Annotated in this window: 23 protein-coding genes; 9 read left to right on the forward strand and 14 right to left on the reverse strand. The window is 55.1% G+C overall.

All coding sequences use genetic code 11. The annotated features are described in order from the left end of the window. Positions 1 to 265: 265 nt before the first annotated feature. Positions 266 to 1,657, forward strand: coding sequence for an alpha/beta fold hydrolase (locus tag GOV91_RS05440; RefSeq protein WP_170756228.1), 1,392 nt, complete (start codon positions 266 to 268; stop codon positions 1,655 to 1,657). A 108-nt stretch (positions 1,658 to 1,765) separates the two neighbouring features. Here GOV91_RS05440 and GOV91_RS22515 read toward each other — a convergent pair whose 3' ends face one another. Then, positions 1,766 to 2,740: a hypothetical protein gene (locus GOV91_RS22515; protein ID WP_174836528.1), complete on the reverse strand. Its 975-nt coding sequence runs from the start codon at positions 2,738 to 2,740 to the stop codon at positions 1,766 to 1,768. A 50-nt stretch (positions 2,741 to 2,790) separates the two neighbouring features. Further along, entirely contained in the window at positions 2,791 to 3,423 is a 633-nt protein-coding gene (locus tag GOV91_RS05450) for a glutathione S-transferase family protein (RefSeq protein ID WP_171234723.1), read from the reverse strand. A gap of 131 nt (positions 3,424 to 3,554) precedes the next feature. On the opposite strand from GOV91_RS05450, the gene GOV91_RS05455 reads away from it, so the two are divergent. From GOV91_RS05455 to GOV91_RS05475, 5 genes are all read left to right on the forward strand, one after another. Beyond that, a complete protein-coding gene (locus GOV91_RS05455) occupies positions 3,555 to 4,511 on the forward strand; it encodes a LysR substrate-binding domain-containing protein (RefSeq protein WP_171234724.1) in 957 nt (318 codons plus the stop codon). Positions 4,512 to 4,840: 329 nt separating this feature from the next. Then, complete coding sequence (locus GOV91_RS05460) at positions 4,841 to 5,950, forward strand: ABC transporter ATP-binding protein (protein ID WP_171181273.1); 1,110 nt, start codon at positions 4,841 to 4,843, stop codon at positions 5,948 to 5,950. Between the two features lie 64 nt (positions 5,951 to 6,014). After that, positions 6,015 to 7,067, forward strand: coding sequence for an ABC transporter substrate-binding protein (locus GOV91_RS05465; RefSeq protein ID WP_171234725.1), 1,053 nt, complete (start codon positions 6,015 to 6,017; stop codon positions 7,065 to 7,067). A 60-nt stretch (positions 7,068 to 7,127) separates the two neighbouring features. Then, positions 7,128 to 8,381, forward strand: coding sequence for an ABC transporter permease (locus GOV91_RS05470; RefSeq protein ID WP_254440599.1), 1,254 nt, complete (start codon positions 7,128 to 7,130; stop codon positions 8,379 to 8,381). Between the two features lie 4 nt (positions 8,382 to 8,385). After that, entirely contained in the window at positions 8,386 to 9,237 is an 852-nt protein-coding gene (locus GOV91_RS05475) for an ABC transporter permease (protein WP_171234726.1), read from the forward strand. A 415-nt stretch (positions 9,238 to 9,652) separates the two neighbouring features. Here the strand turns inward: GOV91_RS05475 and GOV91_RS05480 are convergent, their stop codons facing one another. From GOV91_RS05480 to GOV91_RS05515, 8 genes are all read right to left on the reverse strand, one after another. Then, complete coding sequence (locus GOV91_RS05480; protein ID WP_254440600.1) at positions 9,653 to 10,132, reverse strand: GNAT family N-acetyltransferase; 480 nt, start codon at positions 10,130 to 10,132, stop codon at positions 9,653 to 9,655. 260 nt (positions 10,133 to 10,392) lie between these two features. Further along, the gene (locus tag GOV91_RS05485) at positions 10,393 to 11,025 is read right to left on the reverse strand and encodes a tyrosine-type recombinase/integrase (RefSeq protein WP_171234727.1); all 633 of its coding nucleotides are present in this window, start codon (positions 11,023 to 11,025) and stop codon (positions 10,393 to 10,395) included. 104 nt (positions 11,026 to 11,129) lie between these two features. Next, positions 11,130 to 12,293 carry a site-specific integrase gene (locus GOV91_RS05490; RefSeq protein WP_171234728.1) on the reverse strand — a complete coding sequence of 388 codons (1,164 nt, stop codon included), beginning with the start codon at positions 12,291 to 12,293 and terminating at the stop codon, positions 11,130 to 11,132. Between the two features lie 874 nt (positions 12,294 to 13,167). Then, on the reverse strand, positions 13,168 to 13,710 hold the full coding sequence (locus GOV91_RS05495) for a DUF3833 family protein (RefSeq protein WP_171234729.1): 543 nt from the start codon (positions 13,708 to 13,710) through the stop codon (positions 13,168 to 13,170). Continuing rightward, complete coding sequence (locus GOV91_RS05500; RefSeq protein ID WP_171093054.1) at positions 13,707 to 14,324, reverse strand: DUF3833 domain-containing protein; 618 nt, start codon at positions 14,322 to 14,324, stop codon at positions 13,707 to 13,709. The genes GOV91_RS05495 and GOV91_RS05500 overlap by 4 nt, the downstream gene beginning before the upstream one ends. Then, on the reverse strand, positions 14,321 to 15,544 hold the full coding sequence (locus GOV91_RS05505) for an MFS transporter (protein ID WP_171234730.1): 1,224 nt from the start codon (positions 15,542 to 15,544) through the stop codon (positions 14,321 to 14,323). Before GOV91_RS05505 ends, GOV91_RS05500 begins: the two co-directional genes overlap by 4 nt. Beyond that, entirely contained in the window at positions 15,544 to 16,089 is a 546-nt protein-coding gene (locus tag GOV91_RS05510; protein WP_171178412.1) for a hypothetical protein, read from the reverse strand. Before GOV91_RS05510 ends, GOV91_RS05505 begins: the two co-directional genes overlap by 1 nt. After that, positions 16,043 to 17,374 (reverse strand): NAD(P)/FAD-dependent oxidoreductase, encoded by a 1,332-nt coding sequence (locus GOV91_RS05515; protein ID WP_171234731.1) that lies wholly within the window; start codon positions 17,372 to 17,374, stop codon positions 16,043 to 16,045. The genes GOV91_RS05510 and GOV91_RS05515 overlap by 47 nt, the downstream gene beginning before the upstream one ends. 192 nt (positions 17,375 to 17,566) lie before the next feature. On the opposite strand from GOV91_RS05515, the gene GOV91_RS05520 reads away from it, so the two are divergent. Beyond that, positions 17,567 to 18,292 (forward strand): SDR family oxidoreductase, encoded by a 726-nt coding sequence (locus tag GOV91_RS05520; protein WP_171178408.1) that lies wholly within the window; start codon positions 17,567 to 17,569, stop codon positions 18,290 to 18,292. Between the two features lie 3 nt (positions 18,293 to 18,295). Here GOV91_RS05520 and GOV91_RS05525 read toward each other — a convergent pair whose 3' ends face one another. Both GOV91_RS05525 and GOV91_RS05530 read right to left on the reverse strand, forming a co-directional pair. Continuing rightward, entirely contained in the window at positions 18,296 to 19,948 is a 1,653-nt protein-coding gene (locus GOV91_RS05525) for a DUF6504 family protein (protein ID WP_171234732.1), read from the reverse strand. Between the two features lie 61 nt (positions 19,949 to 20,009). Continuing rightward, a complete protein-coding gene (locus GOV91_RS05530; RefSeq protein ID WP_171178403.1) occupies positions 20,010 to 20,297 on the reverse strand; it encodes an I78 family peptidase inhibitor in 288 nt (95 codons plus the stop codon). Positions 20,298 to 20,426: 129 nt separating this feature from the next. Here GOV91_RS05530 and GOV91_RS05535 point away from each other — a divergent pair, with 129 nt between their 5' ends. Both GOV91_RS05535 and GOV91_RS05540 read left to right on the forward strand, forming a co-directional pair. After that, complete coding sequence (locus GOV91_RS05535) at positions 20,427 to 21,539, forward strand: S-(hydroxymethyl)glutathione dehydrogenase/class III alcohol dehydrogenase (protein WP_171093067.1); 1,113 nt, start codon at positions 20,427 to 20,429, stop codon at positions 21,537 to 21,539. Positions 21,540 to 21,648: 109 nt separating this feature from the next. After that, positions 21,649 to 22,362: an NYN domain-containing protein gene (locus tag GOV91_RS05540; protein WP_171234843.1), complete on the forward strand. Its 714-nt coding sequence runs from the start codon at positions 21,649 to 21,651 to the stop codon at positions 22,360 to 22,362. A gap of 9 nt (positions 22,363 to 22,371) precedes the next feature. Here the strand turns inward: GOV91_RS05540 and GOV91_RS05545 are convergent, their stop codons facing one another. Further along, entirely contained in the window at positions 22,372 to 23,310 is a 939-nt protein-coding gene (locus GOV91_RS05545; protein ID WP_171234733.1) for a DMT family transporter, read from the reverse strand. Between the two features lie 145 nt (positions 23,311 to 23,455). Next, complete coding sequence (locus GOV91_RS05550; protein ID WP_171234734.1) at positions 23,456 to 23,869, reverse strand: group III truncated hemoglobin; 414 nt, start codon at positions 23,867 to 23,869, stop codon at positions 23,456 to 23,458. Between the last annotated feature and the right edge of the window lie 18 nt (positions 23,870 to 23,887).

A 23,887-nucleotide genomic window follows, 5' to 3' on the forward strand; every position in this document is an offset into this window, starting at 1 on the left:
ACACGCGCCTTTATGTCTAGGTATGGGTCTCTTAGTGGCGTCGGTATCCAAATTTGAAAGGTTCTGGTAGTTTGCCTCTGCATCTGGGGAGGAACGCTTGATGGAATACTATAAACTCGGGAACTACTCTCGAAAGATCACTACATCTTCATTCTGGTGAGAGAGCAATAACTCAATGGGGATGAAGTACACGGCTTAACGAATATGACTTCTGGGGTGCACAATTAAGTGCCTTGCTGCCGGGAAAGCTCTTTGGGAGGCTACGATGGAACAACGACTTTCAGCCATTCTTGCGTCTGATATGGTTGGCTATTCTCGATTGATGGAAGCGGATGAGTTGGGTGTTTTGTCGCGTCAAAAGACGTACCGAAAAGACTTGATTGACCCGGAAATCGCTCGAAACCGAGGGAAAATTGTAAAGACGACTGGAGATGGCCTATTGGCAACATTTCCTTCTGTTCAGAACGCTGTACGCTGCGCGTTGGAAATCCAGAAAGAGATGGGGCGGAAAGAGTTGGACTTGGTCGAAGATCGGCGGATCCGATTCAGAGTGGGTATCAACCTTGGCGATGTAATCTTTGACGACGACGATATCTTTGGCGACGGTGTGAATGTTGCCGCGCGACTAGAGGGCCTGGCGGAACCGGGTGGCATCTGTGTTTCGGACATTGTGCATCAATCTGTTCTGGACAAGATCGATGAACCATTTCGAGACATGGGCGGGCAGCGCGTGAAAAACATCACACGACCAATACGTGTGTGGCAATGGACGCCTAATGTGGTGCAGGAACGAAAAGCGCCGGAAATCTCCTATCAGCAGCGCGTGAAATTCTGCAAATCCGCTGATGGGATTAATTTGGCTTGGGCTTCAACGGGAACCGGAACACCTGTTCTTAAGGCTCCCAACTGGCTGAACCACATCGAATATGAGTGGACCAGTCCTGTATGGGGGGATTTCTTATCTGAGTTTTCCAAACTCTGCCGGCTGGTTCGGTTCGATCAACGCGGCAACGGACTTTCTGACTGGGACGTCGACGACATCTCCGAGGACAGAATGATAGATGATATGGTTGCCGTCGCTGATGCATCTGGCTTGGATCGTTTTGGTCTGTTTGGAATAAGTCAGGGCTCAGCGTTCTGCGTTCGATTTGCCGCGAGATACCCAGAGAGGGTCAAATTCCTGATCCTTCTAGGCGGATATGTCCGTGGAAGAATGATGCGAGGAAATCCTGAGGCTGAACAGTTTTATGAGGCGTCCCGTGCAATGGTTTCAGCGGGCTGGGGGTCGCCTAATCCTATTTATCGACAGTTCTTTACGTCCAGCTATATGCCAGACGCAACTCCAGCGGAGAGTGCCAGCTTTGATGAAATGCAGCGAATTTCTGCGAGCCCGGAAACTGCTTTAAGGATTATGGCCATGAACTCAAAAGTTGATGCGCGAGCAGACGCCCGAAAGTTAAATGTGCCTACACTTGTGCTACACGTGCAGGGGGACATGGCAGCTCCCATCAGTGAAGGTCGTGAAACAGCGCGTGAAATAGCCACCGCAGAGTTCGTTGAACTTCCCGGTGCTAACCATTGCATGATCCGCGGTCATGCAGGATTTGATGAATTCTTTCATGAAATTGGCCCATTCCTTGCGGAACAACAGGATTGACCGCTTCGTCCGCACAGCGGTCGTTCAGCGTGCCTGCCAGAGTCGCGCGGCAGCGACTGCCTGCTTCGCGCCCAATGCCCTTACGCTGCGAGACAAACGGAGGTCGGCTTACCTATCACAACCGTTGTGACGCCGCCACATTGTTGGGTCATGTCCTTCCGGGACTGTGGCGCATGGATCATCTGAGTACCCGCGCAAGACGCTGTATTTTCGAACTTGCTCGTCACTCAGAAGAGCGGGTGTCGCGAGATGTCTGGACAAATGAACCAAACGCAACGCTGCCCGGGCTTCAGCAGCTCTCGCCAAAAGCCCCGCGAGTTCCTCTTGTGTAAGGTCGGCCTCTTCAAAAGCTGCGCTAACTGCTGCTTCAGCTGCTATGAAGTTTTCTCCTGCCGCTATGGCCTCGGCTCGCATCTCTTCAAATATCAGGGTAATTGCAGCAACCTGATCGCTGGAAAGCGCAAGTTCTTCTTGAAGTTCTAGCAGATGGGCCGGGCCAGGAAGGCCATTCAACTCCGCCGGAAGAGCCAGTCCCCATCCACCGCCGCGACGAAGTTCGGCGATGTCTTGATCGGATAGACTTTTGATCTCACGTGCCTCGAACCCGGCATACGGGGAACCACCATGGTTGTGGCCTTGATCCTGTGCAAATGCTGACAGAGGCATGGCAAATGAAACAACTGCCATCGATAAAATGAACTTCATAAGCGTTTTTCCCCAAAAAGAGAGCGGCATTTGGCCATTCAAACGACAGTATGGATCTTCCTGCGCCGCACACAAGCAATCGTTGGCACAGTTCGCAGCGAACAGCAGCTTCGTCCGCATGGCAGTCGTTCGACTTAATTGCAGCGAAGGTCCGCTTCGAGCCCAATCCAGTCGTTGTTGCGAAACGCAGCATTTGTTGAAAAGGGCGAAGCGCCGGTTTTTGACACTCATATCCTGTTGGGTAAATTGGCTCCGCAGATTGTGCGAAACGCTGCACGAAACATCGAAGAACGCCGAACCCGCCCAGTGCAGATAATCTGCTTCAAGCCCAAGTAGTTTAGCATCAAAACTCTGAAAGTAGGGACCGCATTGCTCCACCTGCGCAGACGCTAGTCCAGAGTGCAGATTTCGGCTGACCGCTTGAATATTCAGGTCTGTGGAAGTGCATGTGTCTCCATTGCGGCCTTGTAGGAGCGGCTTTCATTCACAGATTCACACAGCGCGCTGAGCTTGCGTCGTGAGCCAAAGAGAGACTGTTTGTTGGCGTGCCACTCGGTCAGCATTGTGACGTAAAAATCCAGTGCGGTCAGACCGCGCGTCATGAAGTACGGATCGCCCGCAATTGCATCTTCGATCACATCGAAAAAGGCATCGTAATCGATAGCCGCTTTTGCGCCGACCTCCTCGATCGCTTTGCTGCTGTTCGCATAGCGCTCAGGGTGCCCGAGGCGCGCTGCCGTCATGTAGCCTGAGGTCGTCATGACATTCAGCCAATACAGAAACTCTCCACGATTATCATCACCGGGCGCTGGAGCGACCCTGCTCCCAGAGTACATCTCGCCGAGTAGCGTAACGATCGCGGCAGTCTCTCCAATCGTTTTGCCATCTGCGTAGCCGAGCGCCGGTATCCGGCCGGTTGGGTTTAGACGCAGGAAATCTGGAGTCCGATGTCCGTCTGCGCCCATGTCCACGTAGTGTAGTCGATATTCTGCACCGATTTCTTCAAGGACTGACTGCACCACAATCGAGCCTGCCAAATATTCCCAATAAAGCGTGAACATACCCCGTCTTCCCCATGGTTCTGTTTTTCATGGCGACATCCTATGCACCAATGCTCAGTATGGGTGGGTTCGATTGCTTTGCACGCTTGATTTCATTTGGCCCCACTAAAGGAAACCTTTAGGGTGTCGACATGCATCTTTCTCATTTGAACGCGTTGCGCGCGCTGGAGGCTACATTGCGGCATGGGAGCTTTTCACTGGCCGCCAACGAACTTGGAATTACTCCGGCTGCAGTTGGGCAAAGGGTACGGTCCCTAGAACTTTACCTCGGAAAAAGTCTGTTCATTCGCTCCAGCTCGGGCATCGAGCCAACTGAGGATGCATTGCGGGTTCGGGAATTGTTGGAAGACGGCTTTGCAAGGCTTGCCGAGGCATTTGAGCAACTGAAGCCGAACTACGCGGCTGGCCGTCTACGCATTACCCTGCCGGAGTCCTTTTCGGAAAATTGGCTATCGCCGATGCTTGTGGAGTTCCACCTGCAATACCCGGATGCGGACTTATACTTGGACCCATCCAATCGCGATATCGACTTAGTGAGAGAAGACTATGATCTTGCGATCAGATACGGACCCACCCGTGACACTGTATTGGAAGAACGCGTGCTTTTCGGTGATTTTGTTGCCCCAGTATGCTCGCCCGCTTTTGCAGACCAGCAAGGGCTGGATCCGTATGTGCGATCGCTAAAGGGTGTACCGCTCATCCACGTCACCAATCGCACCAAGGACCCGGGATGGCTTGACTTCCAAGCATGGGGCGATGCCTTTGGGTTTGACCGCGATCATCTAAAACATGGCGTACGCATCTCGAGAACAGGTTCAGGGCTTCAAGCGGCGGCAGCGGGTCAGGGGCTGGCGCTTTGCGGGATTGTGGAAGCATTTCACGCGTTGAAAGCAGGATCGCTCATTCTGCCATTCGGACCGTCAATGATATGCCAGACAAAGTACGCCTATCGTCTCCTATGGGCGCGACCCCGAGCGAAATCTAATCTGCGGGCGATATTCGTCGAATGGATCACAGACAGATCAGACCGTTTCGTCAGTGAGTTAGACGCATACCTCGCTTCCCAAGGCTCAAGAGCGTCCGGCTAGTGGCCGCATTGTCCGCGACCCGGTCATTTCGGGAAGCGGAATACTGCGAGATGCACGAATGTCTGGTTTGGTGAAGCTGCATTGCGGCGCTCAAGGATGCGACCAAGGTCCGCCTTGGGCCGCCCTCAACGAAGCCTAGCGGTGCAAGTTTTGAGATGCCGCGCTTGCTCCAAGGTCGGCTTAGAGCCCAACGCGGACCTTTTTTTGCCCGAGAGCCTCATTTTATAGATATAAAACGATAAGTTGCAGTTTGCCGGAATACACGATTTACTTGCTTTCAGCCCCCATAACGGCGGCAAACATGAATGGTCAACATAGTGGCGAAAAACATGGATGCCCACAAACAACAAGCTGGGAAATCACAACCGTTTCTCGTATTTGATAACGTGAAAAAAACTTACGACCAAAAGAACTTGGTCGTAAAGGGTTTCGATATGCAAGTCGAAGAAGGAGAGTTCATCACTCTTCTTGGTCCCTCAGGCTCCGGCAAAACAACTGTTCTGATGATGCTAGCAGGCTTTGAGAGCGTTACCTCAGGCGACATCGCAATAAAGGGGCAATCGATCAATCGTATCGCACCCTATCGTCGAAATATCGGGATGGTGTTTCAAAACTACGCGCTGTTTCCGCATATGACAGTGGCGGAGAACTTAGCCTACCCGCTTTCGGTTCGGAAAGTGGCAAAGGCTGAAATAGATTCCAGAGTGGTTGCCTCGCTTAAGCTCGTAGAGTTGGACGGGTTTGGCGGACGTTATCCCGGCCAGCTCTCTGGTGGTCAAAGACAACGCGTGGCCTTGGCAAGATCGATGATTTTTGAGCCGACGCTTATCCTTATGGATGAGCCGCTGGGTGCGTTGGACAAGAAGCTGCGCGAACAAATGCAGTATGAGATCTCGCGCCTACACGAGCAATTGGGTGTTACTGTCATATACGTGACGCATGATCAATCCGAGGCGCTGTCGATGTCCAACCGGATCGCTGTTTTTAACGACGGCGTCGTACAGCAATGCGCCCCGCCCGCGGAACTCTACGAGCGGCCTTCAAATGCGTTCGTGGCCGAGTTCATTGGCGAGAATAATTTTATCGATGGCCACGTTCAGTCGATCTCAGGCGATCAGGCCAAAGTCGTTACGCCGGGCGGCGAAACCGTGGTTGCTATGGCTGGCCAAGGGTTGACCGAGAATTCCGGTTGTCGTGTGTCGGTACGACCCGAGAAGCTGTTCATACACCCGACATCGCATGATCACGACAACGAGGTGACCGCGGCGTTCATAACGCGCATCTATGTGGGCGATTTCATCCGTTATTATTTCAGGCTGGCAAACGGTTCAGAGATTATTGTCAAAGTCCTGAACGATTTGTCCGCCCCTGAGTTTTCAGAAGGCCAGGACGGGAGTCTGATGTGGCTGACTTCGGATTGCATTGCGTTCCCTGTATGAGGTTGCGCGAAGTAATGAAAGGGAAAGCGGGACCCAAAGCTTCTCGCGACAACAGGAGGTGAATGTGATTAGAAATTCTGGATTGCTTACATATGCTGCTGCACTGGCAATGGTTTCATCGGGAGCCATGGCACAAGATCTGACCGTGACGTCGTTTGGTGGCGCTTACGGGGCGGCACAACAGAAACACATGATCGACCCATATATGGCCGACAGCGGCGTCAACGTTTTGTTTGAAGACTACGGCGGCGGCGTCGCCGAAATGAAAGCGCAAAGCGAATCCGGCAACATCCAATGGGATGTTGTTGATATCGAGGTGATCGACCTCGAGCGTGCTTGCTCGGAAGGGTATTTGGAAGTCATCGATCATTCGATTTTGCCTCCGGGCGACGACGGCACACCCGCTGCCGAGGACTTTATTCCCGAGGCATTGCACGAATGTGGCGTCGGGAACATCGTTTGGACCATTATTTTCGCATACAACAACGATGCGTATTCCGACGGCCCTACAACGATCGAAGACTTCTTCAATACGGAAGCGTTCCCCGGCAAGCGCGGCCTGCGCAAACGTCCACAGGTAAACATGGAATGGGCCCTTCTGGCCGATGGCGTGGCACCAAACGAGGTCTATGACGTTCTATCCACCGATGAAGGTCAGGCACGAGCCTTCGCGAAGCTCGACACAATCAAAGACGATATCGTTTGGTATGATAGCTGGTCACAAGCACCTGTTCTTCTGAACGACGGTGGTGCCCAGATGGTGCAGTCCGCCAATGGTCGTATCTTCGCCGCCATCAAGGAAGAAAACGCCCCCTTCACAATGGTTTGGGATAGCCATGTCTATGACCTTGATGTTTGGTCGGTCATGAAAGGTACTGATAAGCTCGATACTGCGCTTGAGTTCGTCAAATTCGCAACTCAAACCGTGCCCCTGTCAGGTATGCAAGACGTGGCTTACGGCCCAACGCGCAAGTCTGCTCAGGCGCTTTTGCCGGATGACGTCAAGCAGGATCTGCCGACAGCACATCTTGACGAAGGTGTCAAAGCAGACGGCATCTTCTGGGCCGACTACGGTGAGTCACTAGGCGAAAAGTTCAACGAGTGGCTGCTTCAATAGTCTAAGAGCACCAACCTGCGCCGTTCAATCGGCGCAGGTTCATCGACCGGAGACGAACAATTGCCCGAAGCCACCAGCGTCACTCCAGAGGGGTTGAGCCGCGAAGATGCCCGTAACGCCGCGCGTGAATACCGGTCACGGCGTTGGAGAGCTTTTCTGTTCGTTGTGCCCCTTCTGGCATTTATTGGTTTCTCATTTGTCGCACCTATAGCCTCGATGCTGTACCGCGGTGTCTATAATCCGACTGTTGCCAGCCTCGTACCCGAGACGCTCGAAAAACTGCCAAGCTGGCAAGGCGAGGAACGTCCAAGCGATGAGATTCTTAGCATCTTCGCCCTTGATCTAAAGAGGCTCGCCAACGATCGCACTTCTGGTCAACTGGCGGAAGAAGTGAATCGTGCCCTTCCCGGGTCCTCCAGCGTCATCAAATCCTCCGCTCGCAAGCTGCGTCGTGTTGATGACAGCGAGCTAGCCAATAATGGCGCCGCGATCCTGATTGATGCTAACGCCAAATGGGCAGAACCAGAGATCTGGCAAGCACTAAAAAAAACCGGTCAGGTCTATACCGCCGGATACTATCTGACTGCGCTCGACCTCGAGAATGACCCTGACGGCGGCATCCAACGCCGCGAGACGCAGATTTACGTCAAACTCTATGGCAAGACGCTTCGGATGGCGCTGATCATAACGATTTTGACTGTTATTCTTGGTTACCCGCTAGCCTATTTCATGGCCAACAGCTCCAGCGGAACGGCGAACCTCCTGATGGTGTTTGTCCTGTTGCCTTTCTGGACCTCGCTTCTTGTGCGAACCACCGCATGGATCGCACTGTTACAAACAAACGGAGTGGTTAATTCCACCCTGCTTGCCCTGGGTCTGACCGATGCGCCGCTTGAGATGTTGTATACGCAATTCTCGACCATCATTGCGATGACGCATATCCTGTTGCCCTTCATGATCCTGCCGCTTTATTCGGTCATGCGTGGCATTGATCCCAGTTACATGCGCGCGGCAATGTCGATGGGCAGCCCACCGATCCCGGCCTTCCTTCGCATTTACCTTCCGATGAGCTTGCCGGGCCTGTCAGCGGGCGCGTTGTTGGTTTTCATAATTTCAGTGGGCTACTACATCACTCCGGCATTGGTTGGGGGCACGGATGGCCAGATGATCTCGAACATCATCGCCTTTCACATGCAGCAATCCAACAACTGGGAGCTTGCAGCCGCCCTTGGCTCGCTTCTGTTGTTCTTAATCCTTGCGCTCTACTGGCTCTATGACCGGTTCGTGGGCGCGGGCAACATCAAACTGGGTTAGAGCGATGCGGAAGTTCCCAGAGTATTTTACCTTTTGGCACATCGCTGGACATTATAGTCTGCGTTTCTCAGCTTACCTGGTACTCGTTTTTCTGATGTTGCCGATTTTAGTTATTGTGCCCCTGTCTTTCAATGCAGAACCATTCTTTACGTTCACTGAAGGTATGCTTTCGCTAGACCCGGATGCCTTTTCCCTGCGCTGGTACCAGGCCATCGCACATGACCAGAAATGGACGCTTGCCATCTGGAATAGTTTTGTCGTGGGCATCGCCGCTGCGATCTTAGCAACAGGATTGGGAACACTTGCGGCGGTTGGTCTCGCGTCGCCTTGGATGCCATTTAAGCGCCTGATCACTGCGCTTCTTCTCTCGCCCATGATCGTGCCATTAATCATCATCGCTGCCGGCATGTTCTTTTTCTATACAAGCTTTAATTTGGTCAGCACCTACCCTGGCCTAATAATTGCTCATGCAGCCCTTGGCGTACCGTTCGTTATCATCACTGTCACCGCAACACTGACTGGCTTTGATCGTTCACTATTCAGCGCTGGCCTTAGTCTAGGAGCTTCGCCAACTAAAGTGTTTTTCGATGTGGTTATTCCGATCATCCGGCCCGGTGTCATCTCTGGAGGACTGTTTGCTTTCGTAACTTCATTTGATGAAGTAGTCTTGGTGTTGTTTTTGGCGGGTCCAGAACAAAGAACAATCCCTCGCCAGATGTTTTCAGGGCTACGCGAGCAGATAAATCCAACGATCCTCGCGGTAGCAACGCTTTTGGTGCTTCTATCCATAGCTCTCTTAGCAACACTCGAATTGCTGCGCCGTAGATCCGAGCGTCTTAGAGGTACTTCTGACTAATTGCACCGGATTTAAGAAACTGGATTACATCAGCCACGAAGAATGGTGATGATTCATCATCAAAAGAGTGAGCTTTCTTTAACCCAAAATTGATGCATTAAAAATTGGTGATTTGTCCTCCGAGCCGGCGCTTGAAGGGCGATTGAACGCTGATGTGCGGTTAGCAGACACAAATGGCGCGTTTGTCCGCATTGCAGACGTTCCAGCAAGTTACAACGAACGACCGCTAAGCGGACAAAACAGCCGTCGGCATCGCAGAAACAAATGTCTGCTCTATGCTGATGATTCAAATGGGGGGCCGCGATACATCGGGCAAACTTTGTGCCAACTTTTCGTACTGCAAAGTCGTTCTCAGGCGCTCATTGAGCTGTTTGACGACCGCGCTTCTTGCCTTCATTTTGTTTCCAGCAAATCGCTACAAGAGCGTCTTTCTCATCAAAACGAATGGTCCCTCCGGGTACGTTTGGAATTCCACAAATTCATAGCCGAGGGCCAAATAAAATTCTCGCGCGGTCAGTGAGGAATGAAGCATCATTTCCGGGATTGCCCTTTGTCGCGCCTCCTCTTCTATTCTTGCAACCAGCATTTTGCCCAACCCTCGCCCCTGGTACTCAGGGTCCACAAACATTGAACGCAGATAGTCATCTCTCAGACCCACAGTTCCAACGAGTTCGGTGCCCATGAAGCAAAGAAGAATTAACTCGTTTTCAATTCTTTTGGTGACCGGCTCCGGCTCAAAAATCGTGCACAACCTGTCGATTGACTTTTGATCGTAGTCCTTGAAATTCGAAACGCGAATTGTGCGTCGGATCAACCCACTGAGCGGAATTACATCGGCAACTGTTGCCTGTCGGATTTTGAGCGACGTCATCGCGGCAAACTTATCCCGGGACATGAGACATCGAGAAGCTGGCAGATACGACTAAGGCAGGCCGGAAGCACTTGGACTTCTCTATGTCTTTCACAAGAGTAAGCGGTTTCACAAAATTCATGGCGTTTCCTACCGGAATTATCGGATCAGATGATCCCATCACTATTGCAGACATTCTTTCGACGCGCAGCATCGGCAACATTGGGCTCGAAGCGGAAGATTAACGGGAGATTCCGAAAGTCTGCTTGGGAGCGGCGAGCGGACGATCCCGCCCGCCTAAATCGTTAAAGATCGATACGTTCGGCAATACTAAGCGCGTCTTCAAGCTCGACGCCAAGGTAACGCACCGTACTGTCCACTTTGCTGTGACCGAGCAGAAGTTGAACGGCACGTAGGTTTCCGGTCTTTCTGTATATCAAAGCCGCTTTGGTGCGCCTAAGCGAATGCGTGCCGTAGCTGGACGGATCGAGACCAATCGCTGACACCCATTCCCGGACAAGCCTAGCGTATTGCCGGGTCGAAAGATGCGGCAAAGCACGCGTACGACTTGGAAACAGATACCGTTGTCCATGCATGTATTGAGAAGAGACCCATTGCGACACGACTTCACGTGTATTCTCCGTGACTTCAAATTGCACTGGCTTCGCAGTTTTACGTTGAACAACGGATACCCGATCGCGAACAGAATTGCCGACGGCGAGATCGTTAACCCTCAGGCGGACGAGATCGCACCCGCGCAACTTGCTATCGATGGCAAGATTGAACAATGCTAGGTCTCTCAGCTTGTTTGCAAGTTCGAGCCGAGCGCGAATGGCCCAGACTTGCTTTGACCGCAATGGCCGCTTCTGTCCGACTAGTCTGCCTTTGTTCCAAGGCGGACGACGCGTTGTGACAACGGGAAGTAGAGATTTGGACATCTTATATCTCCGTCCATTCCCTTCCGTCCCAAACATCGACACTGTGCCGACAGCTGCAGTCTAATTGCCGCTCGCGTGTCTTCAGCACAGGAAATTCTCAGGTTTCAGGAACTGCCACCGCTGATCTTCTTACCCATCACATCCGCTGCCTGCCGCAACGGGTCATCTGCGAGGTGCGCGTAGCGTTGCGTGGTAGACGGGTTCGTGTGTCCAAGCAATCGACCGACTATAGGCAGACTCAGACCGCTGGAAACGAGATGCGACGCATGCGTATGCCGATTGTCGTGGATACGGTAGTCTTGAAGACCTGCTGATGTGGTGACCGAGCTCCAAAATTTCTTCAGATCTTTGTACGGTTGGTCCGGAGAGCGTCCCGGAAACAACCAACGACTTTCAGGAGATGCCCCTGCTTTCATTGCTGCAAGCAAATCACAGGTTGCTGACGAAATCGGCAGGTGCTCACGTCGCTTTTGCTTTGTGTGGTGCGACGGCTTTGTCCAGACCGCGCGTTCCAAATCGAAGTCTTCCCATTTTGCCTTCAGCACTTCGCCGATCCGTGCGCCTGTCAGGAGCTGCAGGCGAATAGCGTTCGCTGCCACCTGATTTGGATGCTCTGACAGAGCCACCAAAAGTCTTTGCAGCTCACCGTCTGACAACCAGCTGTCCCGCTTTTCCTCGGGGAACTTTTCTATGCCGCGCGCCGGATTGTCAGAACGCTGACCCCAGCGCACAGACAGTTCAAACATTTTCGACATGAGCGCCAGAGTGCGATTGGCTTGATAGGGCGTATCACGCATTTGATTGTGAAGCTTCTGAACATGCTGATGCGTCACTTCAATGACTTTAAGGTCCCCAAGCTTGGGGAGAATGTATCTGTCCAGCATTGACCGATCATTCCGAACGCTACTGAGACGTTTCTTCGGTTCCGCATGTTCGGTCATGTATTGCGTGGCAAGTGAGTTCACCGTTGGTGAATGCCTTAGGCTTTGAGCATCGGCGACAGGATCTGCGCCACGTACCACCTCAGCAAGAAGCGCGCGTGCAATTTCGCGGGCGGCGCACAAAGACAAGGTCGGCCCATATCGCCCAAGTGTCTTGCGTTTCGACCGACCGGTTTGTTTGTTGCGATATTGAACTAAGAAGCTTTTGACGCCGGTCGTTTTCACGCGAAGTCCAAAACCCGGCAGACCGTCGTCCCAATATATCGTGTCCCGGTTTGTTGCTGAAAGGCGATCGACACTTGATTTTGTTGATCTGACGTTGGGCATATTGGTCTCGGACGGCTTGGGTAAGCACAAGGTAAGCAAAGTGCGGAGAGTTGGGAAGGGTCTTATAGAAACCTCTGCACGCTAAAGCTTTTGTTATTTAAGAGAATATATTGTCCAATCGAATTGGCTATAATGCTATCGAAAAGGGGCTTATAAGACTTTTAATCAGTGGGTCGCAGGTTCGAATCCTGCACGGCTCACCACTGTTTCAAAATTTAGGCGTTCAGTAAGCGGGTTTGGTGCGAAGACGACCGGGCCTATATGTATGAATCACCAAGCTGCGTGTGCGACTTGGGCGTGATTTGAGTCTCTTGAAAGCGGGTCAGGCGCGATCGTTAAGTCTCTGCAGGTCGTGCGCGAATTTCGTACAGCCACGAACCTAGTACTAATGCGGTTTTGCGCCACCGGTCCATCGCTGCGTGAGGCCTCCAACCTTCGGTAGACCCCGTTGGTCGCCTATGTAAGGACAAAAACAAATGATCCTTTAAATGGTGCTTTCGTACCAGGACTACGTCGGAGACGCCGCCGGGCGCTATTTTGCCTATGAAAATTGCTTTTAACTTACAAACCCGATAGGTTTTTGGAAAAGGTGGTCAACACCGGGGGCAGTGAGAGCGCAAATGCGACAGGCGAAAAAACGTGTTGTGCGGGCGAGTGTGCCTGCAGGTATGGTGGGCAAACGGGATGGTCTGTTTTTCCTTTGGGGCCAGATTGAGCGGGCGCGTCTTAATTTGGAGAACACAGTTCCTCCTGACGGAACCGTTCCGGATGGGTCAGGCATGAACAGGAACGGCAGTAAAAATCGAACAGTGCAAGCCCCGGTAGACGAGTTTATTTTCTACTGATTCCGGAAGACCGGTTGATCCAGCTTCGGCTATCGCTTTTCGAAGAAGAGGATCACTTCGCCCAGACGTACGCCATAGCGTGAGACGTAAGCGCGATTAAGAAGCCGATCATCATCCAACAACCACATCCAATCGTCGAATTTGACGCGCATCGTCCCGTCCTTGATCGGCAGGTCGATCTTGTATTTCCAATTGAACGTATCTCCGCGCTCAATCCCACTGGCGGTGCCCAACACACCGGGGGCTGTACCGGTCCAGGTATCTACACCGGTTTTGGTCAGCGTCCAGATACGTTGCTCTGTGGCGCCATCATCATAAACGAAGTCTTCGACCAATGTCAGGGTTTCACCATCCCATGTCCCGTCGATATCGACGGTGAATCTGCGGGGGATATTGCCCAAAATGTCCTGAAACTGACCGTAGGCCACCGTTTTGCCTTCGAAGAACTCTTCGAGATTCAGTTGCCGGTCGGACAAGAAGGTTTTGGGCACTTTCGGCTTGCTGGAACAGGCCGCCAGAAACGCAAGGCTTGCTATAGCAAGAAAGGTGAGAAGGGAACGGAAAACACTCATTGCAGTGGTTTCCCTTCGGATGTCGCATCATACCCGTTTGCGCCTGGCACATGCGTGGTTTTTACATCGGGAGCAGGGCGCATCGTGGCAACCAGCTCAGCGACCTTGAGGCCGAACTTGCGCATCTCGGATCGGTTCATGATGACGCCGTGTTCCGTCAGATACATCCAGTCTGTGACGTCCAAAGTGTGCCCACCGGCATCTTCGGGCAGGATGATCCGATAGGACAGTTTGACGGTCGATCCCGAAATGATGCCCCGACCCTCACCGACAATATCGTCCGCCGTTGCCGTGAACGTGTTGCCTGTGCCCAGTGTCAGATACCACTTTCGTGTCATCTGTTTTCCGTTGGAATAGGTGAAGTACTCGGACAGCGTGCCCGAGTTTCCCTTCCATTCGCCAACCATGCGCGCGACAAAGCTGTTCGACATCTTCCCATTGGGGCCATAGATCAGCCCTTCGGACAGGATTTCTCCGTTCAGATGCTCTTTCAGTGAAAAGGCAGGTCCGGTTCCTGTGTAATCTGACGGAGATTGTGCGCGAAAGCTCAGCAGGCGGGCGCGGATGAAAACTGCGATCAGAAGGACCAGCAGGATGATGGCGATAGCGTTCATTTGCTTGTGACCTCGGTGGGCAGGGTCAAGACCATTCCAAACGCGCCGAGCTTGAGGATGCAGGGCAGCACCGCATAAGCAAGATTGAGTGTCTCTAGCGCGTCAGCAGAATTGGTCTGACCGGGGGTGAAGCCGCTGCGTTCCAGCAGGGGCAAGGTGAAAAAGGCAGCCAGGGCGAGGCCCAGCTTGCCAGCGAAGGACCAGATGCCAAACGCCGCAGAGGCGTTCAGTCCGGCCCGGGTCAAGACGACAGAAAACATAGCGGGCAGCACGATCATATCCGCACCCAAGGCTGCGCCCGAGGCAAGGCAGATCACGGCAAACCCGGCTAGATTCCCAGCGCTCAGGGTGGCGGCACCGATAAACCCCGCGATTGAGAGGGGCATGGCAATCATCAGAGTCTGTTTCGGGCCAATCCGGTTGCTGAGCTTGGCCCAAAGCGGCACGCTTGCGCCCGCGCTCAGGAAGAACAGGATCAACAGCGGGCCTGCTTTGCCCGGCAGTTGCAACCGATCTTCAACAAAAAACAAAAACAGGGTCGAGGTGATGGCCACGGGCAGGCTGTTAACCAGCGCAAGCGCCAGCAGGCGCAACCCTCCGGCCTGACCCAGCCCTGCAAAAGACAGACCAGTGCCGGTTATCGGTGTACGCCTCCAGATCGGAATGGTCAGCAACAGGGTCAGAACGGACAGAAGCCCCAGAAATACTCCAAACGCGGGATAGCCTTGGGCTTGCGCACCAAATGCAACCAAAAGCGCCGGGGCGCTGGCGGCGATGACCACGCCGGTCAGTTGCCCGCCTTCGCGATAGGCGGCCAAGGTCATAAGCTCTTGCGGATCTGGACGTTTTGCCAAAGTTGCGCTGCGCCCGTACAAAAGGATGGTGCCCAGGCTGTAAGCCGAGAACAGCAAGATCAGAATCGCGATCAGCGCGGTGACACTGGCACCCTGTGGCAAGCTAAAGAGCAAAGGGAACCCGACCGCCAATCCCAACGCCGCTAGAGAGGCAAATACAAGCTGGCCCTTTGGCCACTTGTCGATTGCCCAGCCAATCAACGGGTCCTGAACCAAATCAACAAGGCGGATCACCAGAAGAACAGTTCCAATTACACCCAGGCCAATACCTAAATTCACCGCCGCAAAGCGCGGCAGGTGGATATAAAGCGGGATGCCCGCCGCAGCGAGCATCAGCGCATACAGGCTGACCCGAGGATAAAGCATCAGCGCCCCTGCAGTTTCTGCGTGAACGACGCCGATCGCGTGTTGTCCCCCAGAAACACGGACATGAAACTACGCTTGATGCCCGGATAGGACATAGTGCAGGTTTTTTGCCCGTTCAGCCAGAAGCTTACGTTATCCGGCCCGTTGGACACCGCGAGAAAGCTGTCCCCCTTGGTCACGGCTTTGAAACACTGGTCCAATTGGTTGCGTACCGGGGCAGAGCGTCCGATCCGGTCCATCTCGTCCAGGGTCGAGTTGACCAGCGCTTTCTTCTTGAAGTTCTTGCGGTAGGTCAGTTGCAGGCCGATGTCTTCGCTCCAACTAAACGGAGCGCCGCCGGGGGTATAGAGTTTGGCGTCATAGAGCGGCAGACCCAGATATCGAAAAGTCGCTGAGCCACGCAGTTGCGCGTCCTTCAACTCTTCGTTCACGGGCGATGCCAGCGCTGCTGATGGGGCCAGTAGCGCCACGGTCAGTAACGCTGCACGCAAAATTCCCTTATTCGGCGGCCACGGGGATGGCCGGGTCTTTCCCAGAAATGCCATTGTCAGCTCCGATGGTTTGCGGGGTGCCATTAATTTGCGCAACGACATGTATCGCGCTGGCAATCCCGTCTTCGTGAAATCCGTGCCGGTTATAAGCACCGGCAAACCAAGTTCGGTTCTGTCCCTGCATCTCGCGGATTTGCCCTTGTGCCTTCAGGGCGGCTTTGTCGAATACCGGATGGGCAAATTCGACCTGATCATAGATTTTGTCCGCGGGAATTTCTGATGAAGCATTCAGCGTCACAAACAGGGGATCGCTGTCCGGGATGTTCTGAAGCCTGTTCATCCAATATGTCACGCCCACATTTCCGGCTTGCGAGCGATAGGTCCAACTGGACCAACACGCGCGCCGCTTGGGCATTTGGCGTTGGTCGCAGTGCAGTATGGCGGTGTTGGGTTGATAGCGGATCGCGCCCAAAGCTGCGGCCTCGGCCGGGGTTGCGCCTTCGCCCAAAATGGCGAGGGACTGGTCCGAGTGGGTCGCCAGGATGATCTCGTCGAATTGATCCGTATGCCCCTGGCTGGTGACGCTGACGCCCATGTCGTCGCGATGAACGTGTTGAACCGGGGCGGCCAGTCGGATGTCGCAGCCACGTGCGCGCAGAGCGGCGTCTATGCGGCGGACGTATTCGATGCTACCGCCGCTGACTGTATACCATTGATGCTGATTGGCACGCCCACTCGCCAGCAACGCATGGTTGCGGAAGAACTGCACAAGCGAACGGGCCGGGAACTGATCTACGAACTCAACCGGCGTGGACCAGATCGCGCCGCACATGGGCATCAGATAGTTGTGCCGGAACCAGTGACCCAGACGCAGTTGATCGACCAGTTCACCAATCGTTGTGTCGTCGTCCTTGGCGGCCTCGGGCGCTTCTTTGCCGAAGCGTATGATGTCTGCAATCATCTTGTAGTAGGCAGGGCGCGCCAGATTGCGTTTCTGCGCCGTCAGCGTGCGCAGATTGTTCAACCCGTATTCGATGCGGCCATTGTCGATGGTCGCGCCAAAGCTCATTTCGCTTTTGGTGACGGGTACGTTCAGCTCGTCAAAAAGCTGCGTCAGGTAAGGGTAGGTTGCGTAGTTGAAAACGATAAAGCCGGTGTCGACCGGCTGGTCGCCGTTTTTGCCAGCCATCACCGTGCGGGCATGACCACCCAGCCTGGGTTCGGCTTCATACACCGTCACGTCGTTGTTTTCTGAAAGGTAATACGCGGCAGAGAGACCCGAAACGCCTGCACCTACAATCGCAATTTTCTTCCGTACACCCCGGGTTTCGTCGAACATTCCAGCCTCGTTATGTGACATTTTACAATGAGATACGCAGGGTATGCCGTGCTGGATCAATCCGGATAGAAGTTTTTAACAGATGCACTATCTTGTGACTTCGGGTTTCAGCGCCCGCTTCCTTGCGTCACCCTATGATCCACTGCGGGTGCAGGGCCGTAAAAAGTGTAACTTCAACGAAACGGCGCGGGTATGAGCAGCTTTGACGGAAAAACCTATTGGATCATCGGCGCAAGCGAAGGCTTGGGCCGTGCCTTGGCCGAGGCACTGAGCGGTAAGGGCGCGCATCTGATATTGTCTGCACGCAACGCCGCGCGTTTGAATGAAATCTGTTCCAAGCTTCCAAATGCACGCGCGATTCCGTGTGATGTGACCGATTTAGACTCTGTACGCAATGCCGTGGCCGAGGCAGGTCAGATCGACGGTCTGGTTTACAATGCAGGCGCTTACGAGCCCATGCGCTCGGGCGAATGGGATACCGAGGCTTCGCTCAGGATTAGCGATGTGAACTATTCGGGGGCGTTGCGGGTATTAGGTGAAACGGTTCCGGGCTTTGTTCAGGCGCGTCAAGGAGAGATCACTCTGATCGGGTCGCTGGCCGGATATCACGGTTTGCCTGCCGCTATCGGATATGGGGCCAGCAAGGCGGCGCTGATTTCGCTGGCCGAAACGATGCGGCATGATCTGGCGGGCACCGGTGTGACGGTGCGCATTGTCAATCCCGGCTTCATCAAGACCCGCCTGACCGACAAGAACAGTTTCAAGATGCCGATGCTGATGACAGCTGAGGACGCGGCAGAGCGCGTGGTCAAAGCGATGTCGCGCCGCCGGTTCCGTACCGATTTCCCGGCACCATTCTCGTGGTTTATTCGTTTGATTGACTACCTGCCGGATCTGCTGGTTTATCGCGGAAAATAGACTCTAACAAAACTGTCCCTGACAGAACCAGCCTGCAGACATGGTGCCTCCGTGCCCGTAGAACAGCCATAGGCGTTCGCCCTGTTCCGTCACCACCACCCAGTAATCGCGCACGCCGCTGCGCCAGTTGGGGTCATCCAGCCACCATTCCGGTGCGATCCGTTCCGGGCCGGTGGCCTGAGCCAGTTGCCAGTCGCGTCCGCGCCAGCGGAATGCGGTTGGGACATCTGGGGTTTCCGGTGCCATCACCGGCTCGGGCTGCCACATCTGCAAGGGCCGGGGGCGCGGCGGTGCAGGCCAGTCGCGCGCGGGTTCCGACCATGCAGCCGCCAGCGTCTGTACCGTTTTCTCGGGGATATGAGAGGCGGCCGGGTGCCGTCTTGTGATCGCCTCCAGCCCAACACGCGCACCCAGCTTGCCGATCAGGTCATCCACGGCTGTATTGCCCTCAAGCCGGTTACGAGCCACGCGGCGTGCCTCGGCATGACCGGCGATGGTGCGGGCGTGGATGGGCTCGGTCTGGATCGCTTCAAGCCGCAGCATGTCGATGCCATAGCCTGCATCGATCTTGTCGATTTTCATCTCTAACAAAGGTCGAATACGATGTTTGTCATAGGTCGGGCGGGCCAGGCCGACCTCGATGATCTCGGCGGCTTGATCAGCACGGTGCGCCTCAAGCCGTAATGTCCGCACCCCGCGCCCTTTCTCCTCCAGCTTGGCGCAGAGCGTGGGCAGCACCCGATCAACCGCAGCCATCACATCCTCGATCAAACCGATCGGATTGGGCAGCGTCATGCGCACCGCGAACTGATGCGGCGGACGCGCGGGCGAGACCGGCTCGGGTGCGCTGCCCATGGCCTGATCCAGCCGCAGCACCAGTCCGCGCCCAAAGCGGCGCGCCAGCGACGCGCGCGGCTGGCCCAGTAGATCGCCGATCCGGCGCAGGCCCAGCCGGTTCAACTGCGTCACAACCGGGTCGTCCAGTCGCAGCGCCGCGATGGGCAGGGGGCTGAGCGCACCATAGGATTGCCCCGGCGCTGCAATACGCGCGCCACCACCCAGGGCCATCACTTGTGGTGCAGCCCCGCCTTTGGTCCAGTGTCGCCGCTTGCCTGCCCGGGCGCGGGTGGCGCGGGCCTCTTGGCTGATGGCGTCGCCATTGCGGTCGGATGTGGCCTCTTGACCTGCATAGCGTGCCAAAGCCCAGGCTGCGCCCAGCGTGTCGGCAATGCCCATTTGTACGCTGAGGCCCATATCAGCGCAGTCGGTTTCCAGCACGCTCAGCAGCGTCTCTTCCCCGCCAAACAGATGCGCGCAACCCGACAGATCAACGATCAGCCCATCCGGAGCTTCTTCGGCCACCCAAGGGCTGAACTTGCCCGCCCAGCGGCGCAGCGCGGTTAGAAACGCAGTCTCGGCCGGGGCGTTGCGGTGCCGTGTGATCAGGCTGGCGCACATGGCATGGGCATCGCGCACGGGCTGGCCCACACGCAGCCCGGCGGCCTGCGCCTCAGTATTCAATGAGGTAATGACCTGCATGTTCGACTGCTCAGTGACCACAGCCAACGGCCCGGCATGCAGCCCCCGCGCGGCGCGGATCAGCCGTTCAGCCCCAAGACGGGGAAACCACAGTGAAAGTATTCGGCGTTTTGGCATCGGCAGACATCAAAATGTTCCCACTTTGTTCTTATCTGAGAATCAACGCCCGAGTCCACGCTTACCCGCAGGTCAGGCGCTGAATAACACCGGCCCCGTTTACAAAGACGTTCAGCCTGTCGATCCGGTAATCCTGCGTTGCAATGTCATCGGGCCCCAACACGCGGGTGCGTTCCGGCAAATCGGCCTGAATGGACGAAACCGGCTGGCCTACCGAGTCGGCAAATGCTTCGCCCTGACAAAAGGCCAGATCAACCGGCGCGTTCTCGGGCGCAAGGCGTGCTTCTTCGGGGGCAGGGGTCTCGGCGCAGGCGGCCAGAAGGATCAGAATCGGGATAAATCGGTGCATTGGCGTTCCTCATTCCGGCAATGTCGTTTCTGCAATATCAAACAATTAGCAAGTCTGTCATGAAAGCACAGTTGAAAACACCCTGCAATTGACGCAGGGTCGGGTCAAAGAAGACAGGGAGACAGTGATATGCGCACCCGTGCCGCCGTCGCCGTTCAGGCGGGCAAACCTTTGGAAGTGATGGATGTGAATCTCGAAGGCCCCAAGGCGGGCGAGGTACTGGTGGAAATCAAGGCCACCGGCATTTGTCATACAGACGAATTCACCCTGTCGGGTGCCGACCCCGAGGGCCTGTTTCCGGCCATTCTGGGCCATGAAGGCGCAGGCATCGTGGTTGAGGTCGGCCCCGGCGTCACCAGCCTGAAGCCGGGTGACCACGTGATCCCTCTTTACACTCCTGAATGTCGCGAGTGTGAATACTGTCTGCATCCCAAAACCAACCTGTGCCAGGCGATCCGGGAAACCCAAGGCAAAGGCTTGATGCCCGACGGGACCTCGCGATTCTCGACTTTGGATGGTGATCCGATCCTGCATTACATGGGCTGCTCGACCTTCTCGAACCACACGGTTCTGCCCGAGATCGCGCTGGCCAAAGTGCGTGAAGACGCGCCTTTCGACAAGATCTGCTATATCGGCTGCGGCGTCACCACCGGCATCGGCGCTGTGATCAACACCGCCAAGGTCGAAATCGGCAGCCGGGCCATCGTGTTCGGCCTGGGTGGCATTGGCCTGAACGTGATTCAGGGTCTGCGGCTGGCCGGGGCGGATCAGATCGTTGGCGTTGACCTGAACCCATCGAAGGTCGAGATGGCCACGAAGTTCGGCATGACCGATTTTGTGAACCCCAAGGAGGTCGAAGGCGATCTGGTTCCCTATCTGGTCAACCTGACCAAGGGCGGCGCGGATTATACCTTTGACGCCACCGGCAACGTCGGCGTGATGCGCGACGCACTGGAATCGGCGCACAAAGGCTGGGGTGAATCGATCATCATCGGCGTGGCGCCTGCTGGGGCCGAGATCTCGACCCGCCCGTTCCAGCTGGTCACCGGCCGATCCTGGCGCGGCACAGCCTTCGGCGGCGCACGTGGTCGGACCGACGTGCCCAAGATCGTCGACTGGTACATGGAAGGCAAAATCGAGATTGACCCGATGATCACCCACACCATGGGTCTGGACGACATCAACCACGGCTTCGATCTGATGCACAAGGGTGAGAGTATCCGGTCGGTTGTAGTGTACTGATAAAACTCTAATAATCTCGAAGGGCGGGCTTTTGCTCGCCCTTTTTTGTTACTACATTCCGCAATGCGAATTAGTTTTGTTTTGAGGAATTACAGTGACAACAGCAGGCATGGATCGCTTGGCGGTCCTTATTGATGCAGAGAATGTACCGGCAAAACACGCGCCGGAGATTTTTGAAGAAATCGCCACTTTGGGCGAGGCAAGCCTAAGGCGGATCTACGGAGATTTTTCCAACGGGTCGCCGCAGGGGTGGAACTCTGGATCATTGGCGGAATACGCAATTGTTCCCCAACAGCAATTTGCCAATGCGTCCAAAAAGAACTCCAGCGATATTGCCTTGGTTATTGATGCTATGGATATCTTGCACAGCAGTCGGTTCAGTGGGTTTGTGTTGGTATCATCCGATAGTGACTTTACCCGCTTGGCCAGCCGCATCCGCGAGCAGGGGTTGAAGGTATTCGGCATTGGAGAAGAACGAAAGGCTCCCAAAGCGTTCGTGAATGCTTGCAACAGGTTTATCTACATTGAAAACATCCACAAGCCGGAGTGCGGAGCAAATACTTCAAAAGAAAACAAAGACGCAAAATCGAAACATGGATTGAACCATGCATATCAATTGATCCGGAATGTTGTGTTGAACACAAACGAAGCGGATGGGTGGGCCAGTCTTTCCTTTGTGGGTAGCCAACTTGGTAAGATGTATCCGGATTTCGACTCTCGCACTTACGGCCACAAAAGGCTAGGCGATTTGGTCCGCGCCATTGGCCGCTTTGAAGAAGGTGATATCAACGGGGGTCTCAAGATCAGGTGTAAGGACAGTTGAAGCCTTGCTTCAGCCCCCCGGCCTCGTTGCTCCCGTATCCGACCGCGGAGACCGCACTCGCAATACTGGGGTGTTGACCGACGAAGTATTGGCCCGGCTCTCGCGCCAGACCACGAACACGCCGGATGCGATGATGATACTGGCACCCACCGCGACCCAAGCATCGGGTTTCTCGTCGAAGAAGATCATGCCGAACAGTGTGGCCCAGATGATCTGACTGTATTGGCTGGGGGCCACGACCCCTGCAGGCGCGGCACGGTAGGCGAGGATAATCAGGTGCTGCGCGATGACCGACAACACGCCGACCAGCGCCATCATTGCCAGATGCAGCAGGGATGGAGGCTGATACACAGCCGGCTGCGCAAGGCTCATCACCACTATGGCCAGCAGCATCGGGTAGAGGATCAGTACGGCTGAGCGTTCCTCATTCCCGATCTTTCGCACCAGAACAGAGCCAAACGCGCTGCAAAACGCAGCTGTCAGAGCGGTAAGGTGACCTAGGGTGATGTCCGTCGTGCCGGGGCGCAGGACGATCAGAACGCCGATAAGACCAACGACGACGGCGGCCCAGCGTTGGGCGCGGACGACCTCCCCCAATATGGGGATCGACAGAACCGTAACGAACAGGGGGAAAGCAAACAGCAGCGAATAGACCTCGGCCAGCGGCAGCACCGAAAACGAATAGAAGGCGCAGACCATGGATGTGACCATCAGGGCCGAACGCAGCAGCACCAGCCAGGGATGGTGTGGCAGGAAGTTGCCCGTTGTCCGGTCGGTCAGGATCGTCACCGCCATCGGTACAAAGGAAAACAGCGTGGCGAAGAAAATGATCTGCATCACCGAATAGGTCCCGCCCAGCACCTTGATCAGCGCGTCGTGGCTGGCAAAGACCGCGAATCCCGCAAACGCGAAACCAAGGCCCCTGAGGGTGGTGTTTTGAGTGCTCATCGATATGGCCTCGGGCGATGTCGGTGTGGTGGCACTGTGCCGTCGCAGCGCAAAAGGGGCTGTCTTGCCCCTGAGTAACCCCATTTTTGCGGTCCGCATAGTCCCTATTTTACCGCTAACATGACAAAGCCGCCATGCAGAGGGATCAACGCAGGATCGGTGGCGCGTCTTTGGGTTGACGGGCCGATTGCACGCCAGCCTTCATCCCCACGCCGATACGTCGGGCCAGCGCGACCCAAGGGACTGCGGTTTCGGGCGGCAAGGTCTGGGTTGCAACCTCTTCGAACAGGTCCAGCCAGTGGGCAAACATCTCGGGTTTCACATCGGGCCGTTCTATATGGACCCGCTGTGGATTGCCGTCGTAGCTGCGTTCAAACAAGATGGCGTTGCGCCAGAACGCGGCGATCTTTTCCTCATGCGTGGGCCAATCATGTACATGTGTGTTGAACACCGGACCCAGCACAGTGTCTTCTCGTACGCGGGCATAGAAGGCGTTAACCTGCGCATTGATCTGGTGGGGTGTCGCCGGAAAGCGCGGCGGCAGGGTGGGTCTGGACATGAGGTCACCAAATTCGAC

It is taken from the genome of Ruegeria sp. HKCCA6837, from assembly GCF_013034475.1.
Taxonomy (GTDB): domain Bacteria; phylum Pseudomonadota; class Alphaproteobacteria; order Rhodobacterales; family Rhodobacteraceae; genus Ruegeria.

Coding starts and splice junctions, on each gene's coding strand:
- GOV91_RS05480 (WP_254440600.1), bottom strand. CDS start 10,132: ATGTCCCGGGATAAGTTTGCCGCGATGACGTCGCTCAAAATCCGACAG.
- GOV91_RS05485 (WP_171234727.1), bottom strand. CDS start 11,025: ATGTCCAAATCTCTACTTCCCGTTGTCACAACGCGTCGTCCGCCTTGG.
- GOV91_RS05440 (WP_170756228.1), top strand. CDS start 266: ATGGAACAACGACTTTCAGCCATTCTTGCGTCTGATATGGTTGGCTAT.
- GOV91_RS05510 (WP_171178412.1), bottom strand. CDS start 16,089: ATGGCATTTCTGGGAAAGACCCGGCCATCCCCGTGGCCGCCGAATAAG.
- GOV91_RS05505 (WP_171234730.1), bottom strand. CDS start 15,544: ATGCTTTATCCTCGGGTCAGCCTGTATGCGCTGATGCTCGCTGCGGCG.
- GOV91_RS05460 (WP_171181273.1), top strand. CDS start 4,841: ATGGATGCCCACAAACAACAAGCTGGGAAATCACAACCGTTTCTCGTA.
- GOV91_RS05500 (WP_171093054.1), bottom strand. CDS start 14,324: ATGAACGCTATCGCCATCATCCTGCTGGTCCTTCTGATCGCAGTTTTC.
- GOV91_RS05450 (WP_171234723.1), bottom strand. CDS start 3,423: ATGTTCACGCTTTATTGGGAATATTTGGCAGGCTCGATTGTGGTGCAG.
- GOV91_RS05540 (WP_171234843.1), top strand. CDS start 21,649: ATGGATCGCTTGGCGGTCCTTATTGATGCAGAGAATGTACCGGCAAAA.
- GOV91_RS05520 (WP_171178408.1), top strand. CDS start 17,567: ATGAGCAGCTTTGACGGAAAAACCTATTGGATCATCGGCGCAAGCGAA.
- GOV91_RS05545 (WP_171234733.1), bottom strand. CDS start 23,310: ATGAGCACTCAAAACACCACCCTCAGGGGCCTTGGTTTCGCGTTTGCG.
- GOV91_RS05455 (WP_171234724.1), top strand. CDS start 3,555: ATGCATCTTTCTCATTTGAACGCGTTGCGCGCGCTGGAGGCTACATTG.
- GOV91_RS05515 (WP_171234731.1), bottom strand. CDS start 17,374: ATGTTCGACGAAACCCGGGGTGTACGGAAGAAAATTGCGATTGTAGGT.
- GOV91_RS05550 (WP_171234734.1), bottom strand. CDS start 23,869: ATGTCCAGACCCACCCTGCCGCCGCGCTTTCCGGCGACACCCCACCAG.
- GOV91_RS05495 (WP_171234729.1), bottom strand. CDS start 13,710: ATGAGTGTTTTCCGTTCCCTTCTCACCTTTCTTGCTATAGCAAGCCTT.
- GOV91_RS05490 (WP_171234728.1), bottom strand. CDS start 12,293: ATGCCCAACGTCAGATCAACAAAATCAAGTGTCGATCGCCTTTCAGCA.
- GOV91_RS05525 (WP_171234732.1), bottom strand. CDS start 19,948: ATGCCAAAACGCCGAATACTTTCACTGTGGTTTCCCCGTCTTGGGGCT.
- GOV91_RS05475 (WP_171234726.1), top strand. CDS start 8,386: ATGCGGAAGTTCCCAGAGTATTTTACCTTTTGGCACATCGCTGGACAT.
- GOV91_RS05535 (WP_171093067.1), top strand. CDS start 20,427: ATGCGCACCCGTGCCGCCGTCGCCGTTCAGGCGGGCAAACCTTTGGAA.
- GOV91_RS05530 (WP_171178403.1), bottom strand. CDS start 20,297: ATGCACCGATTTATCCCGATTCTGATCCTTCTGGCCGCCTGCGCCGAG.